General features: G+C 46.4%; 15 protein-coding genes and 1 pseudogene. 11 read left to right on the top strand and 5 right to left on the bottom strand.

From position 1 onward, the window contains the following. Positions 1-6: 6 nt before the first annotated feature. The gene (gene trmB, locus AC04Q6_RS09630) at positions 7-663 is read right to left on the bottom strand and encodes a tRNA (guanosine(46)-N7)-methyltransferase TrmB (RefSeq protein WP_021976327.1); all 657 of its coding nucleotides are present in this window, start codon (positions 661-663) and stop codon (positions 7-9) included. 613 nt (positions 664-1,276) lie between these two features. Here trmB and AC04Q6_RS09625 point away from each other — a divergent pair. The 11 genes and pseudogenes from AC04Q6_RS09625 to AC04Q6_RS09575 all read left to right on the top strand — a co-directional run bounded on the left by AC04Q6_RS09625 (position 1,277) and on the right by AC04Q6_RS09575 (position 12,050). Beyond that, complete coding sequence (locus AC04Q6_RS09625) at positions 1,277-1,597, top strand: hypothetical protein (RefSeq protein WP_118062568.1); 321 nt, start codon at positions 1,277-1,279, stop codon at positions 1,595-1,597. Between the two features lie 19 nt (positions 1,598-1,616). Then, positions 1,617-2,660: a V0D/AC39 family V-type ATPase subunit gene (locus AC04Q6_RS09620; protein WP_244832758.1), complete on the top strand. Its 1,044-nt coding sequence runs from the start codon at positions 1,617-1,619 to the stop codon at positions 2,658-2,660. A gap of 18 nt (positions 2,661-2,678) precedes the next feature. Further along, entirely contained in the window at positions 2,679-4,619 is a 1,941-nt protein-coding gene (locus AC04Q6_RS09615) for a V-type ATP synthase subunit I (protein ID WP_021976331.1), read from the top strand. Between the two features lie 67 nt (positions 4,620-4,686). Continuing rightward, complete coding sequence (locus AC04Q6_RS09610; protein ID WP_015525392.1) at positions 4,687-5,118, top strand: ATP synthase subunit C; 432 nt, start codon at positions 4,687-4,689, stop codon at positions 5,116-5,118. A gap of 1 nt (position 5,119) precedes the next feature. Then, positions 5,120-5,428 carry a V-type ATP synthase subunit F gene (locus AC04Q6_RS09605; protein ID WP_021653137.1) on the top strand — a complete coding sequence of 103 codons (309 nt, stop codon included), beginning with the start codon at positions 5,120-5,122 and terminating at the stop codon, positions 5,426-5,428. A gap of 12 nt (positions 5,429-5,440) precedes the next feature. Continuing rightward, entirely contained in the window at positions 5,441-6,028 is a 588-nt protein-coding gene (locus AC04Q6_RS09600; protein ID WP_178705027.1) for a V-type ATP synthase subunit E, read from the top strand. After that, a pseudogene (locus AC04Q6_RS09595) lies at positions 6,021-7,789 on the top strand (V-type ATP synthase subunit A). The gene AC04Q6_RS09600 and the pseudogene AC04Q6_RS09595 overlap by 8 nt, the downstream one beginning before the upstream one ends. 15 nt (positions 7,790-7,804) lie before the next feature. Beyond that, on the top strand, positions 7,805-9,187 hold the full coding sequence (locus AC04Q6_RS09590) for a V-type ATP synthase subunit B (RefSeq protein ID WP_015525388.1): 1,383 nt from the start codon (positions 7,805-7,807) through the stop codon (positions 9,185-9,187). 12 nt (positions 9,188-9,199) lie between these two features. Beyond that, entirely contained in the window at positions 9,200-9,823 is a 624-nt protein-coding gene (locus AC04Q6_RS09585) for a V-type ATP synthase subunit D (protein ID WP_021976336.1), read from the top strand. A 230-nt stretch (positions 9,824-10,053) separates the two neighbouring features. After that, positions 10,054-10,443, top strand: a complete 390-nt coding sequence (locus AC04Q6_RS09580) for a hypothetical protein (RefSeq protein WP_147343326.1) — start codon at positions 10,054-10,056, stop codon at positions 10,441-10,443. A 275-nt stretch (positions 10,444-10,718) separates the two neighbouring features. Beyond that, positions 10,719-12,050 (top strand): MATE family efflux transporter, encoded by a 1,332-nt coding sequence (locus AC04Q6_RS09575; protein WP_119247960.1) that lies wholly within the window; start codon positions 10,719-10,721, stop codon positions 12,048-12,050. Positions 12,051-12,242: 192 nt separating this feature from the next. On the opposite strand, the gene nagB is transcribed toward AC04Q6_RS09575, so the two are convergent. From nagB to AC04Q6_RS09555, 4 genes are all read right to left on the bottom strand, one after another. Further along, entirely contained in the window at positions 12,243-12,986 is a 744-nt protein-coding gene (nagB, locus tag AC04Q6_RS09570) for a glucosamine-6-phosphate deaminase (protein WP_118062558.1), read from the bottom strand. A gap of 103 nt (positions 12,987-13,089) precedes the next feature. Then, the gene (locus tag AC04Q6_RS09565; protein WP_021653144.1) at positions 13,090-14,400 is read right to left on the bottom strand and encodes an alpha-L-fucosidase; all 1,311 of its coding nucleotides are present in this window, start codon (positions 14,398-14,400) and stop codon (positions 13,090-13,092) included. Positions 14,401-14,430: 30 nt separating this feature from the next. Continuing rightward, positions 14,431-15,276, bottom strand: coding sequence for a carbohydrate ABC transporter permease (locus tag AC04Q6_RS09560; protein ID WP_227752335.1), 846 nt, complete (start codon positions 15,274-15,276; stop codon positions 14,431-14,433). A 20-nt stretch (positions 15,277-15,296) separates the two neighbouring features. Further along, on the bottom strand, positions 15,297-16,217 hold the full coding sequence (locus AC04Q6_RS09555) for a carbohydrate ABC transporter permease (RefSeq protein ID WP_118170019.1): 921 nt from the start codon (positions 16,215-16,217) through the stop codon (positions 15,297-15,299). Positions 16,218-16,287 lie beyond the last annotated feature (70 nt).

The following is a 16,287-nucleotide window of genomic DNA, read 5'->3' as shown; positions in this document are numbered from 1 at the left end:
TCGCCTCTATTTCTGTCTGATCACCATCTTGCAGATCGGATTGCCCATGGAAGAAAACTTCTCCTCATACTCTGTCATCACATTTCCCTTAACCAGTTCCTCATCATGATGCAGATCAAATGTACAAACCTCCAGATTCCAGTCGGACTCCTTCACCTCTTCCAGAGAAAACTCAAATAACCCACGGTTATCCGTCTTAAATTCCACAGCCCCCTCTTTCTTCAGGACCTGCTCATATCTCTTCAGAAACTCCCTGGAAGTCAGCCTTCTCTTGGCATGACGGGCCTTAGGCCACGGATCGGAAAAATTCAGATAAATCCCGTCAACCTCATCCTTCTCAAAAATCTCCGGTAAGAGCCTTGCATCCACACGGATAAACACAAGATTGGAAAACTTTTCCCCGGCTTCCTCAAGCTCCTCCCTCTTCTGCAGTGCCCGGAGCAGCACGCTGTCATACATCTCAATTCCAACAAAATTCCTCTCAGGATGCAGGCGCGCCATATCCATCAGAAAACGCCCTTTTCCCATGCCAACCTCAAGAAAAAGCGGTCTCTTCTCCCCAAAAACACTCTCCCACTTCCCCTTAAACCTCTCCGGCTCATCAATCACCCAGTCACACTCCAAAATAGCATCCTTCGCCCCGGGAATATTACGCAATCTCATAAACAACCTCCAATTAATCTTCTTATAATATACAACTCAAATCATAACTTTCCGCAGCCAGCAATCCCAGTCAGACACATCTATCCACCCTCTCACCAACCGCATAAACCAGAACGCCCTCATAAATATGATAAACTTTCTCATTTACCATCATTCCCAAAAATACTCATTCACAAGACGTCCCAATACTCAACTATACATGCAATTTGCCTGCTATCGCAAGCAAAAAATAAAAAAATTTATCAACCCTCAATCCAAGCAACAGCAAAACGCCTCGCCGTCCCCTTACCACCCTATCGGCACAACCTCCCACATCCCAACACCGCAGAATACAACCACAAGTCAACAACCTCCCGTCACCACAACCAAGCACTCCTTCAAAAAAAGCCCGAGGGGTGTGCAGAGGGGCCGTGGCTTTACGGCCCCTTTGCGGTTTTCATTTTCCCAAAAAAGAATATATCGTCTAATAAACAAATATTCTTTTTCCGTCTTTTTTTGAACATATTTATTCAAACTTTGCAAAAAATTTAACAACTTTTTAGTTGTTTTTACCATAAAAAAGGTGTATCATATAAAAATCAATTATAAACAATAACCAAACAAGGAGGGCACTATGGAACAAATCCTAAATAAGCTTTCGGAAATCGAAGCCACAGCCAATGCCATCATGCAGGACGCTGCGCGACAAAAAAAGGCTCTCTCGGAAGAAGCAGAAAAACAGACCAGGGAATTCGATGCCGCACTTGAAAAAGAAACCGGCACTGAGATCCAGAAGATCCGTGAAGATCTGGCACGCGAGAAAGACGCCCGGATCAATGAGCTTCGCACAGAAACCGAAGACCAGCTGTCCAGGCTGGACGCCTATTACGAAGCCAATCACGAAAGTCTTTGCAGTGAGCTGTTTCAGAAAATAACAGGCATCACCGAAACCTGAAGGGAAAGGAAGTGATTCAATGGGCACTGTCCTCTCATACAGCGGACTCTCCACTAAGATCCGAGCCATGCAGAGCCGTCTTGTGACAGATGAGCAGCTGGAAGAAATCGTTCAGCTTCCCAATGTCCCCCAGGTAACAGCCTACCTGAAACGGACTCCCGAATATCAGAATATCTGGTCCGGTCTCGATGAAAATGATCTTCACCGCGGACAGATAGAAAAACTCCTGAAGAAATCCATCTTCCTGAATTTTTCAAGGCTTTACCACTTTGCAAATCAGGAACAGCGAACGTTCCTGTCGCTTTACTCGAAGCGTTATGAGATCCGCGTCCTGAAAGAAATCATGACGAATCTCTTTGACCACCGGGACACCGATCCCGTAGATATTTCTCCCTACCGCGATTTTTTCAGACATCATTCCAAGCTGGACATTGACAGGCTTACCGCCTGCACCAATATGGATGAATTCATTGCGGCACTGAAGGGAAATGATTTTTTTATTCCGCTGTCTCAGGTCAACGAACGTGGAAATGCCACGCTTTTTGACTTCGGCATGGCACTTGACCTTTCGTATTTTTCACAGATCTGGAATATGCGGAAGAAGCTTTTCAAAGGTAACGATCTGAAACAGATCACCAAGGCTTACGGTGAAAAATTCGATATGCTGAACCTGCAGTTCATCCAGCGCTCCAAACGCTGCTTTCAGATGGAACCGGCTGCTATTTACGCATTGCTGGTCCCCATGAACTACAAGCTCCGCAAAGAGGAGATCACCACCCTTGTGGAGGCCCCTACACCAGAAGAGTTCCGTCGTATCTTCAATGGAACTTATTATGGTAAGAAATACGAACAGCTGACCGTTGCCAGTCTGGAAGAATTTTATAACTATATTCTTCGTAGCATACTGGAACAGGAAGCACGCAAGGATCCCTATTCCGTAGCAGTCATCTATTCCTATTTATATCACAAAGAACATGAAGTCAACCGTCTGACCATTGCCCTTGAATGCGTGCGCTATGGCGTGGATCCAGAACAATCCCTGCGTTATATACGCAACGGTTAATAACCAGGAGGTAGCAACGTGATTGAAAAAATGAATTTTCTAAGCATCACCGGTCCGAAGGCAGATATCGACCGGGTTGTAAACACCTACCTGTGCAAGTACGAAATTCATCTGGAGAACGCACTCTCTGAACTGACCACAGTAGAAAACCTGACACCTTTTCTTGAGGTCAACCCTTACAGAGATGCGCTGAATTCCATCAATGCCATTTATGAAGAGCTGAAAAGCCCTCCTGCCGCTTCCGGCGAAAGTCCTGGTATTGAAAAAGCACTTTCCACAGTAAAGGAGATCCGCTCTCAGGCGGATCAGCTCCAGCAAGAACAGGCAGAATTGGAAGAGAAATGTTCTTCACTGGAAGAATCTCTGCGTATCATACGTCCATTCCGAAATATCAATTATGATATTTCCTCTATCCTGCATCTGAAATATATTCATTTTCATTTCGGACGTATCGAAAAACAGTATTATGAGAAATTCAAGAAATATATTTACGACAATCTGAACACCATCTTCCTCAAATGCGATGAAGACGATCAGTATGTCTGGGGCGTCTACTTTGTGCCGAAGCATGAGGCTCGTAAGATCGATGCAGCTTACGCTTCCATGCATTTTGAGAAGATTTTTGTGCCGGATAATTACACCGGAACAGCGCATCAGGCTTTTTCCACCGTGAGCAGCCAATACGAAGAAGCCATGAAACACCTGGAAACACAGAAGCAAAAATACCAGCGATTTCTCTCAGATAAAGCTGAAACCATTGTTTCTGTCAGAAATACACTTCGACAGTTTTCCAGAAACTTCGATGTACGAAAAGCTGCTGCATGTACCGGAAAACATGAAAATTTTTACATTCTCTGCGGTTGGATGACAGAAGCCGACACGAGGGCTTTTCAGGCGGACATCGCTTCTGATGAGAGGATCTTCTGTCTGGTTGACGGAGAAGATACCTCCACACTGGAACATGACCCAAGCCATCAGCCGCCAACCAAACTGAAAAATCCAAAACTTTTCAAACCATTTGAAATGTACGTAAAAATGTACGGACTTCCTGCTTACGGTGAAATGGACCCCACCTGGTTCGTTGCCATCACCTACTCCTTTATCTTCGGAGCCATGTTCGGTGATGCAGGCCAGGGGCTCCTGCTCTTTATCGGAGGATTGTTCCTGTACAAACGGAAACATATCGATCTTGCCGGAATCATCAGCTGCGCCGGAGTCTTTTCCACATTCTTCGGCCTGATGTTCGGAAGTGTCTTTGGATTTGAGGATCTCATACCTGCTTTGTGGCTGCGGCCCGTAGACAGTATGACGACCATACCTTTTATCGGAAAACTGAATACCGTATTTATCGTTGCCATCGGCTTCGGCATGGGAATCATCCTCCTGTGCATGGTTTTCAACATCATCAATTCCTTTAAGATGCACGATGTTGAAAAAACCTGGTTCGACACCAACGCAGTGGCAGGACTTGTATTTTATGGTTCCGCAGTTCTCTGCATCGGACTTTTTGTATCCGGGCATGCAGTTCCTGGCGGTGCAGTTCTTGCCATTATGTTCGGTTTACCGCTGCTTCTTATTTTCTTCAAGGAGCCGCTCACAAACCTGGTAGAGAAAAAAGCCGAGGTTATGCCAAAAGAAAAAGGCATGTTTATCGTACAGGGTATCTTTGAACTGTTTGAGGTTATCCTGAGCTACTTTTCCAATACACTCTCCTTCGTGCGTATCGGCGCTTTTGCAGTCAGCCACGCAGCCATGATGGAAGTTGTACTTATGCTTGCGGGTGCGGAGAACGGCAGTCCAAACTGGATCGTCATCATTCTCGGAAACCTGTTTGTATGCGCCATGGAGGGCCTGATCGTAGGTATCCAGGTACTCCGTCTGGAATATTACGAAATGTTCAGCCGTTTTTACAAAGGCAGCGGCCGGAAATTCGAGCCGTTCTGCTCCAAAAACAAATAAAATGCCAGAGTCAGAACTCCTTCTGATCCAGGCAGCCAATTAAACGAATATTAAGGAGGTCATCATCATGACAGTCATTACACAGATCACAATCGCAGTTGCACTTGTACTCAGCATCATTCTTCCATTTGGTTATTATCTTCTCGGCGAAAAAAGCCGTGGCCGCTACAAAACAGCACTTGGTGTCAATGCCTTTTTCTTCTTCGGTATCATGCTTGTCGCCATTGCCGTAACATTTGCAGGCGGAGCTTCCGTACAGGCTGCTACAGGCGCTGACGCAGGCCTTGCAACAGGTATGGGTTACATCGCAGCAGCACTCGTTACCGGACTTTCCTGTATCGGTGGTGGTATTGCCGTTGCCAGTGCGGCAAGCGCAGCCCTTGGAGCAATCAGTGAGGATCAGAGCATCCTTGGTAAATCTCTTATCTTCGTAGGTCTTGCCGAAGGTGTTGCTCTTTATGGACTGATCATCTCCTTCATGATCCTGGGTAAACTTTGATATGAAAATGTATCTGATCAGTGACAATATTGATACTCTGACAGGAATGAGACTGGCCGGTGTAGAAGGTGTGATCGTCCATGAACACGACGAGCTGAAAGAAGCCCTGGAACGCACCATCGCAGACAAAGAGATTGGAATCATACTCCTGACCGAAAAATTCGGCCGGGAGTTTCCTGAGATCATCGATGATGTCAAACTTCATCATAAAACACCTCTCATCATTGAAATTCCTGACAGACATGGTACCGGCCGCAGGCCCGATTTCATTACTTCTTATGTAAACGAGGCCATCGGATTAAAATTATAGGCAGGTGATATTATGACAATTGAAGAGAAGCTTACGCACTTCTATGACACCTCCGTGGAAGAAGCCCGCCGTCAGGCGGAAAAAGATGTACAGGAGCACAAAGACTCCCTGGATGCCGCACTGGAGGAACATAAAAAAATGTCTCTGGAAAACGCCGCCAGCTCCCGCAGAGCCGAGATTGCAAACGCAAAGCGCGAGATCAACAAGGCACTTTCCGCAGAGCAGCTTCACATCCGGCGTGACTGGACTGCCAGACAGAGCCGCTTAAAAGAAAAACTTTTTGCTGAAGTCCGGGAACAGATCCTGAAATTCATGGAATCTTCCCGTTATGAAGAATATCTTTGTACAAAAATTGAAGAAGCTGTCTGCTTCGCGGAACACGATGAGATCCAGATCTATCTTTCAAAAGAAGATGAACCTCGTCTGAAATCTCTCACTGTAAAAACCGGCTTTCCGCTGAAGCTTTCCGACGAGTCCTTTATCGGCGGAATCAAGGCGATCATCCCTGAAAAAAACATCCTCATAGACAATTCCTTTGAGGAAGGTTACCAGGCAGCTTACAGAGAATTCAAATTTGACGGAGGTCCAGCACATGAGTAAAACAGGTATTATCTACGGTGTTAACGGTCCTGTTATCTACTTAAAGGGCGACACCGGATTCAAGATCTCCGAGATGGTCTATGTAGGCCCTGAAAAACTGGTAGGCGAAGTCATCGGTCTTAAGAAACATATGACCACCGTACAGGTTTTTGAGGAAACTACCGGACTGAAACCCGGAGAAACCGTGATCGGAACAGGAGACGCCATTTCCGTTCTCCTTGGTCCGGGAATCATCCACAATATTTTTGATGGTATCCAGAGACCTCTGGCAGAGATTGCACAGGCCTCTGGAAAATATATTTCCCGTGGTGTCAGCGTTGACTCTCTTGACACCGAAAAAAAATGGGAAACACACATTACAGTAAAAGAAGGCGATGTCATCGGCGCAGGTACGGTTATCGCCGAGACACAGGAAACCGCTTCTATCCTTCACAAGTCCATGGTTCCGCCGACGATCACACACGGAACTGTTATCCATGCCGTTCCTGACGGAGCTTATACGGTTCTGGAACCCATCGTTACCGTTCGTCTTGATGACGGAACTGAAAAAGAACTGGCACTTGCACAGAAATGGCCGATCCGTGTGCCGAGACCGACCTACAAACGTTTCCCGGCAAGCGTTCCGCTTCTTACCGGCCAGCGTATCCTGGATACTCTTTTCCCGATTGCCAAGGGCGGCACTGCTGCTGTTCCGGGAGGATTCGGAACCGGAAAAACCATGACCCAGCACCAGATCGCCAAGTGGTCTGACGCAGATATCATCATCTACATCGGCTGTGGTGAGCGTGGAAACGAGATGACACAGGTTCTTGAGGATTTCAGCAAACTGATCGACCCGAAATCCGGAAACCTGATGATGGACAGAACCACCCTGATCGCCAACACTTCCAACATGCCGGTTGCAGCCCGTGAGGCTTCCATCTACACCGGCGTTACCCTTGCAGAATATTACCGTGATATGGGTTACGACGTAGCGATCATGGCAGACTCCACATCCCGATGGGCTGAGGCTCTCCGTGAGCTTTCTGGACGTCTGGAGGAAATGCCTGCAGAGGAAGGTTTCCCTGCATATCTGGCAAGCAAACTTTCCGCCTTCTATGAGCGTGCGGGAATGATGCAGAACCTGAACGGAACAGAAGGTTCCGTCTCCATTATCGGTGCGGTTTCCCCTCAGGGCGGTGACTTCTCCGAACCTGTCACTCAGAATACCAAGCGTTTTGTCCGCTGCTTCTGGGGACTGGACAAGGCCCTCGCCTATGCCCGTCACTTCCCTGCGATCCAGTGGCTGACCAGTTACAGCGAATATCTGGAGGATCTGACTCCCTGGTACAGAGAGCATGTTTCCCGAAATTTGTCTACGACAGAAACCAGATCATGGCGATCCTCAATCAGGAAAGTTCTCTTATGGAAATCGTAAAACTGATCGGAAGCGACGTTCTTCCGGATGACCAGAAACTGACACTGGAGATTGCCAGAGTCATCCGTCTGGGCTTCCTGCAGCAGAACGCTTTTCACCAGGAGGACACCAGTGTCCCAATGGAAAAACAGTTCCTGATGATGGAAACCATCCTTTATCTCTACGAGAAATGCCGTGCCCTTGTAAACCGTGGCATGCCGGTTTCCGTACTGAAAGAGGATAATATCTTCGAACGTATCATCGCCATCAAATACGAAGTTCCAAACAAAGAACTGGAACGTTTTGATGAGTATCATAAAGATATCGACCGCTTCTACGACAACGTACTGGAAAGAAACGGTTAAAGGAGGGATCAGTTTATGGCAATCGAATATCTTGGCCTGAGTGAAATAAACGGCCCTCTTGTTGTCCTTGAGGGTGTCAAAAACGCATCTTACGAGGAGATCGTGGAATTCCACATGGAAGACGGCACACAGAAGATCGGCCGTATCGTGGAAATCTATGAAGACAAGGCTGTTATCCAGGTTTTTGAGGGAACTGATAATATGTCCCTCGGCAATACACACACACGTCTTACCGGACATCCTATGGAGATCGGGCTTTCCCCGGAGATCCTGGGACGTACCTTTAACGGTATCGGCCAGCCCATTGACGGACTTGGCGAGATCACACCGGAAGTCAGCCTGAATATCAACGGACTTCCGCTGAACCCGGTAACCCGTGAATATCCGCGAAACTATATCAACACCGGCATCTCCGCCATCGACGGACTAACCACCCTGATCCGCGGCCAGAAGCTGCCGATCTTTTCCGGAAACGGTCTTCCTCATGACAAGCTGGCTGCACAGATCGTTCAGCAGGCTTCCCTTGGCGCAGACTCCGATGAGAAATTCGCTATTGTTTTTGCAGCAATGGGCGTTAAATACGACGTAGCCGAATTCTTCCGCAGGACCTTCGAGGAAAGCGGTGCTTCCGACCACGTTGTAATGTTTCTGAACCTTGCCAACGACCCGGTTGTAGAGCGTCTTCTGACACCGAAGATTGCCCTCACTGCTGCTGAATATCTTGCTTTTGAAAAAGGCATGCACATCCTAGTTATCCTGACTGACATCACCTCCTTCTGCGAGGCTATGCGAGAGGTTTCCTCCTCCAAAGGTGAGATTCCTTCCCGAAAAGGTTATCCGGGATATCTGTACAGTGAACTGGCAACTCTTTACGAGCGTGCGGGAATCGTCCGTGGAGGCACCGGTTCTGTAACCCAGATCCCGATCCTGACCATGCCAAACGACGACATCACCCACCCGATTCCTGACCTTACCGGATATATCACCGAGGGCCAGATCGTACTGGACCGTCAGCTTCATGGACAGGCGATCTACCCGCCGATCAACGTTCTGCCGTCCCTGTCCCGTCTGATGAAGGACGGTATCGGTGAAGGCTTCACACGTGCCGACCATCAGGATGTTGCCAACCAGCTCTTCTCCTGCTACGCAAAAGTAGGCGATGCAAGAGCCCTGGCATCGGTTATCGGCGAAGACGAGCTTTCTCCGCTGGATAAGCAGTACCTTGTATTTGGAAAAGCTTTTGAGGCAGAGTTTGTGGGACAGTCTGAGACAGAAAACCGAAGCATCATTGAAACTCTGGATAAAGGCTGGGAACTTCTGGGACTTCTCCCAAGAGAAGAACTCGACCGTATCGATACCAAAGTTCTGGATCAGTATTACAGAGAAACCGTCCGTTAGTGAGGTGATTTTATGGATCCGAATACCTTTCCCACCAAGGGAAATCTCATACTTGCAAAAAATTCTCTGGCCCTTTCCAGACAGGGCTATGAGCTTATGGACAAAAAGCGTAATATCCTGATCCGTGAAATGATGGAGCTGATCGACCAGGCAAAGGATATCCAGACCCAGATCGATGAGACTTTCCGCACTGCCTACGCTGCTTTGCAGAAAGCAAACATGGAGATCGGAATCGCTTTTGTAGATCAGATCTCCCATACCGTTCCTGTAGAAAATTCCATCCGGATCAAGACCAGGAGTGTCATGGGAACTGAGATCCCGCTTGTGGAATACGATAAAAAAGCCGGCAATACTCCTACCTACGCCTACTACAGCACCAAGCTGTCCCTGGACGAGGCCAAAGCCGCCTTCGAGCGTGTAAAAGAGCTGTCCATCCAGCTCTCCATGATCGAAAATGCAGCAATCCGTCTTGCCACCAACATCAAGAAAACACAGAAGCGTGCCAACGCCCTGAAAAACATCACCATCCCCAGATATGAAACTCTCACCAGGGACATTACCAACGCCCTGGAAGAAAAAGAACGTGAAGAGTTTACCCGTCTGAAGGTGATCAAACGTATGAAACAGGGAGGATAAGCAGATTTATCCACACTTATCCACACCTGAAAATGACTTTTCAACATCTTACAGTGCCCGTTTTATCCGGGCACTGTTCTTATTTCACCCTCATTTCCATACATCTGATAGTGTCTCCTTTAAATAGATTAGTTCCGCGAGAATTTATCTGTTATTTTCTGATTATTTATTTTTATCCTTTTAAATTATGTCTTTTTCGCAAAACATTCTATGATATTTAGAATTTAAAAATGTCAATAGTTTTAAAAATATTTTTAACGTTTTTTACAGATTTATCATTTTACACAAAACATACGTTTCATTTTATTTATGTAAATCAGGTCATCCACATTGTTATCCTTGTGGATAATGTGGATAATTTTGTGTATAACTTGATTATTAGCGGATTTGCGGATTTTTGTCATGTGGAAAACTTTTTGGAAAGTTTTTCACTTATCCACCATGATTCGACAGGTTTTGTGCACTTTGCCAGAATTGTATTTTTCAACCCCATTATGCCCGCAATTGCCCGCAGTCAGGCAGATATTCGTCAAGCGGATATTCGCAATCCGCTTCGCTACGTAGCTCTACACCAAATAACTGCTCCGCAGTTTATCAGGAGGAGCTTGCACTCCTCCTGATACAAGCAAGTCCCCACACACTGCTTATTGCTTTTCGCAATTGAAGCAGGGGACTTACTTGATTTGGTTAAGCCATGCCTATTGACATACAGCCCATTTTTTGTTAAGGTGAAAGCACTAAAACAACGTGTGGATTTTTCAGTTCCGACTTTTTTCGCCACACAACCCGCCCCATTCAGAAGGGACAGGTTGTGTGGCTTTTATTGTGTAAAAAAAGCACGCTCTGTTTCCCACACCTGATATCCATACGATTCTGATATAAAGGAGGATTATTCATGAATGATACTTTTATGAAGGAAAAGCCTGTAGGCCCGCTACTGGCATCCATGGCACTGCCTATGGTCTTTTCCATGCTTGTAAACTCGCTGTACAACATTGTGGACAGTTTCTTTGTAGCGCAGATCAGCGAACAGGCCATGACCGCTCTTTCTCTTGTCTATCCGGTTCAGAACATGATCAATGCCGTTGCCATCGGTTTTGGAATCGGTATCAACGCCAGAGTTTCCTATCATCTTGGCGCCGGCGACAAGAAAATGGCAGACACCGCAGCAACCCACGGCTTTCTCCTGTCTGTGATCCACGGTATCCTGATGACCGTGATCAGTATTGCTGTTATGCCTGCATTCCTTCGAATGTACACGCAGGATGAAACCGTGATCCGGATGGGCCTGGAGTATTCCACCATCGTTTTTCTGTTTTCCACAGTGATCGCCATCAGCCTGTTCTTCGAAAAACTTTTCCAGGCTGTAGGACGGATGAAAGTGTCTATGATCGCCCTGCTGGTGGGATGTATCAGTAACATTATCCTGGACCCGTTCCTGATCTGGGGAATCGGCTTTTTCCCGAAACTGGGGATCCGTGGTGCGGCTCTGGCCACCGGTATCGGCCAGGCGCTCACCATTGTAGTGTATATGGCCTTTTATATCCTGAAACCGATTCCGGTACGCGTGACACCAAAAGCCCTGAGAGCAAGCAAAGAAACGGATCTGAGCCTGTATGCCATTGGTGTTCCCGCAATCCTGAACCTGGCACTGCCATCGTTCCTGATCTCTTTTCTGAACTCCGTGCTGGCCGCCTACTCAGACAGCTACGTAGTGATCCTTGGCATTTATTACAAGCTGCAGACTTTCCTGTATCTGCCGGCTAACGGCATCATCCAGGGCATGCGCCCGCTGATCGGCTACAACTTCGGAGCCCGGGAGATGAAGCGCGTGAAAAAGATCTTCCGGCTTACCCTGGAGTCCAGCTGTGTGATCATGCTCCTTGGTACTGTTATCTGCCTTCTGGCATCCGGACAGCTTATGGGACTTTTCACCACCATCCCGGAAACCATTGCCGCCGGTTCCAAAGCCCTTAAGATCATCAGTGCCGGTTTTCTGGTCTCCGCAATATCCGTCACCACTTCCGGAGCTATGGAAGGACTCGGAAAAGGCACGCAGTCCCTTGTAATTTCCCTTTTCCGCTATGTGATCGTTATCATGCCCACCGCCTATCTTCTGTCCCATTTTATGGGGCCTGAAGGCGTCTGGAACGCATTCTGGATCACGGAGGTGTTTACTGCTATCGTTTCTGTTATGGTTTATCGCAAAACGCTGAAAAAGGCCTGATACTGCAAATGCAAACATCCAGCCTGCTGGCCCGTTTGCAGTCACTTGTAAAAACATAAAAGCACGACCGGAAAGCACAAAAGAAGCTTCAATCCACTCTCTGAGCATATCGCTCACAAACGAGAGTTAGATCGAAGCTTCTTTTATTCACAATTGTTTACAACATTTTATCTGATCAGATCAGGCATTTTTTTACAGCAGGCCTTTCTCACGGATCAGCTTTAAAGCATCCTCATCAGCCACTACCGTCACATCCGGATGAAGTTGCAGGATGGATGCCGGTACATTTGGAGTGATCGGTCCGTAGAGAGATTTGTAAAGGGCATCTGCTTTGGCCTCTCCTGTCGCGATCAGAAGGATTTTTTTAGCCGCCATGATGTTCTTGATTCCCATGGTATACGCCTGCTTCGGCACATCATCCATGCTTTCAAAAAATCTTGCGTTTGCCTTGATGGTGCTCTCTGTAAGATCCACACAGTGAGTTTCCTTTTCAAAAGCCGCTCCCGGCTCATTGAAGCCGATATGCCCGTTTCCGCCGATTCCCAGCAGCTGCATGTCGATACCGCCTACGCTGCGGATGATTTCATTATAATCCGCGCAGGCTTTTTCACTGTCTTCTTCCAGGCCGTTTGGTACGTAGGTTTTTGTTTTATCGATGTTTACGTGGTCAAACAGATTGGTGTTCATGAAATAGCGATAGCTCTGATCATTGTCTCCGGAAAGTCCTTTATACTCATCAAGGTTTACGGATGTGATCTGAGAAAAATCCAGATCTCCTTTTTTGTACCACTCGATCAGCTGTTTGTACATTCCAACCGGTGTGGAACCTGTAGCCAGACCAAGAACCGCTCTTGGCTTCATGATGATCTGGGCAGACATGATATTTGCTGCTTTTCTGCTTACGTCGTAATAATCTTTTCCTGTATAAATAACCATAATCTTTCCCCTTCTCCTTACGGTAAAAAAGAACAACCGGATAATTGGGATTCACATATCTCCTGCTTTTCCTGTTGTTCTTTTTTTATTGTTGATTCGTTTTTTACTCAGCCATCTCTACTTCGAGAACATAGTCTACCGGGTCCGGAAGTACCGGGTCAGGTCCCAGATCAACGAATGCGATATCCGGGTAATCGCTGTGCATCCATGCGTTGGAGATTGGCACCTCATGTCCGTCATCCAGTGCACGCACCTTCACGATCTTATCCTTATCAAATCCCAGAAGCGGAAGTGGTCCCAGTGTATTCTCATAAATATGCACATAGTATTTGTTTCCGTTTCTGGTGATACGTCCGTAATCCGGCTTCGGAATGTTTTCAGCCGGTACACAGCCGTAGATACTGTCATGATTCTTATCCATCCAGCGGCCGATCTCAGCCAGGATCGCAGAAGATTCCTTCGGGAATTTACCTTTTGCATCCGGTCCTACGTTCAGGATCATATTTCCACCCTTGGAAACGCACTCTACCAGCTTTTTGATCAGCATGGAAGCCGGTTTATAGTAATGATCATTTGCGCAGTATCCCCAGTTATTATTCATGGTAAAGCATGCTTCCCAAACCATTGGATTGCCTTCCTTATCGCAGATTCCTTCCGGCGGGATGATCTGCTCAGGGCTTACGAAATCGCCATGGTACGGTGTCGGATCACACTCATACAGGGATCCTCTTCCCTCTCCGCTGGCTTCCAGACGGTTATCGATGATAACCTGCGGCTGTAAGCTGCGCACCATGTTGATCAGCTTTGTTGCGCCCCATTTTTCCCCTCTCATATCGTCGTAGGAGAAATCAAACCAGATGATATCGATCTGTCCGTAGTTTGTACAGATCTCTTCTACCTGATTATACAGATATTCTGTATAACGTGAGAAATCACGGTTCTCATTTCCGCACTCTTTGTGGTTTCTCATCGGATGGATACGGTCTCCGTAATGCGGATAATCCGGATGATGCCAGTCAAGCAGTGTGAAATAGATTCCAACCTTAAGGCCTTCCTCACGAAGTGCCTCTACATACTCCTTGATCAGGTCTCTTCCTGCCGGTGTGTTTGTTACCTTGTAGTCTGTGTATTTACTGTCAAATAAGCAGAAGCCGTCGTGATGCTTCGCTGTCAGGACTACATATTTCATACCTGCAGCCTTAGCCTCTTTTGCCCACTGCTTCGGGTTGTAGTCTCTTGCATCAAATTCTTTCATAAATGGAAGATATTCTTCCTCAGGTATTTCCTCTACACTTCGTACCCACTCGCCTCTTGCAGGGATAGAATATAATCCCCAGTGGATAAACATTCCAAAGCGGGCATCCTGGTACCACTCCATACGTTTTTCATATTCTTTTCTGTCAAACTGATACATGATTTTTTCCTCCTGTTTAGATTAAAAGCATCAGCCTTTGATAGCTCCGGAAAGCATACCTTTTTCAATCTGTTTATGGAACACGATGTAAATGATAATCATCGGAATTACAGACATTACTACATATGCAAACTGGCTTCCGATCTCCTGTGTATGCGCGGAAGAGAAGTTCAGCATCGCACGTGAAACTGTGAAATATTTGGTATCTGTCATCAGGATCATGGAGAATACAAGTTCACTGTATCCATAGATGAATACGAAGATCGCCTCTGTTGCGATGATCGGCTTGCAGACAGGGAAAAGGATCTTCCACAGCAGCTGCCAGTTGTTACATCCATCAATGATCGCCGCCTCATCCAGGTTCCTGGAGATTCCATCCATGAATCCTGTATAAAGGAAGATTGCCTGGGACATACCAAACGCAACATAGATCAGGATCAGGAAGAACAGGTTGTTCTTTGCATTTAATGCTGTTGCAATGTTGTTGATCGGGATCAGTGTACAGTGAACCGGAACCATTACTCCGATCATAAAGAATACATATACCCATTTCAGGAATTTGTAATCTTTTCTTGATAAGATGTATGCTGCCATCATTCCGACTACAGTATTAAATACAGTTGTCAGAGTCGCTACAACCAGAGAGTTCTTGATGGTATTCAATGCATCCGCTGTTTTGTTTGCGCTGATATAGTTCTGGAACATAAGCTTCTTAGGTAAGCTTAACAGGTTCAGGTAGATCTCTGAGTTTGTTTTGAAGGAAGCCATTACGGTCACTACTACCGGAAACAGTGTAACAACTGTCCACAGGATCGCGATAACGTACAGCGCTATCTTTCCTCCGTGCATTTTCTGTTTATTAGCTGTTTTTTCCATATCGTCTCTTCTCCTTCCGCCTACATTGCAAGATCTTTATCTTCACGGAACAAATGATTGGTTATAAGACTCAGTGCAACACCCAGCACTAACAGAATAACACCGTATGCACTGCTTCGTCCGAACAGCTTATAGGAGAATCCCTGTGTATAAAGCATGATTGAAGGTGTGGAGCTGATATCGTTCGGGCCTCCTCTTGTCATCGCCCAGATAATATCGAATACTTTCAGACATCCTGTGATACACAAAATAGAGAATACCTTGAAGGAGTTTTTCATCAGAGGCAGGGTAATGTAACGAACTCTCTGCCATCCGGTAGCTCCATCCAGTGCTGCTGCCTCATTTAACTCATCCGGGATCGCCACCAGACCCGCTGCAAATATCAGCATGTTATATCCGGCATACATCCACTCATTTACCAGGATAACGATCCAAACGTTTACAGTCTTTATCGTCAGCACATCAGGGATCGTACCATGAAGGCCGAAAATATTTTCAATGGTATTAAAGATACCAAAGTTCGGATTTAACATAAATGTCCACATCAGGGCTACTGCTGTTGTTCCTAACATATTCGGAAGGAAGTAACAGGTTCTGAAGAATCCGGTTCCCTTGATCTTTGCAGTTACCAGCATTGCGAGACCAAATGAAAGTGGCATCAGGATAACGAAACCACCGATCATAAAGTACACGCTGTTGAGCATTGCATTCCAGAACAGCTTATCTGAAAAGATCTTCTGATAGTTCTCAAGTCCTACCCACTGCTTTGCTGCACCAAACATACCGTTCCATTTGCGGAATGATAAGCCTACGGTGTCAAAAACAGGGTAGATAACAAAAATAACAGTTATTAAAATTGCCGGAAGAAGGAACGCTAAAGAAAGCGTAAGATCTTTTTTGTCCAGCTTCTGTTTTACCTTTGGTACAGATTTACCTGCCATATGTATACCTCCGTAATGAACAAGGGGAAGCAGATGATGCTTCCCCCTGTTTCTCTTATCCACACATCAT

The sequence above is a fragment of the Blautia sp. HA9023 genome (assembly GCF_056504095.1).
The sequence above is the reverse complement of the archived record's forward strand: the minus strand, read 5'-3'. Positions and strand labels throughout refer to the sequence as shown.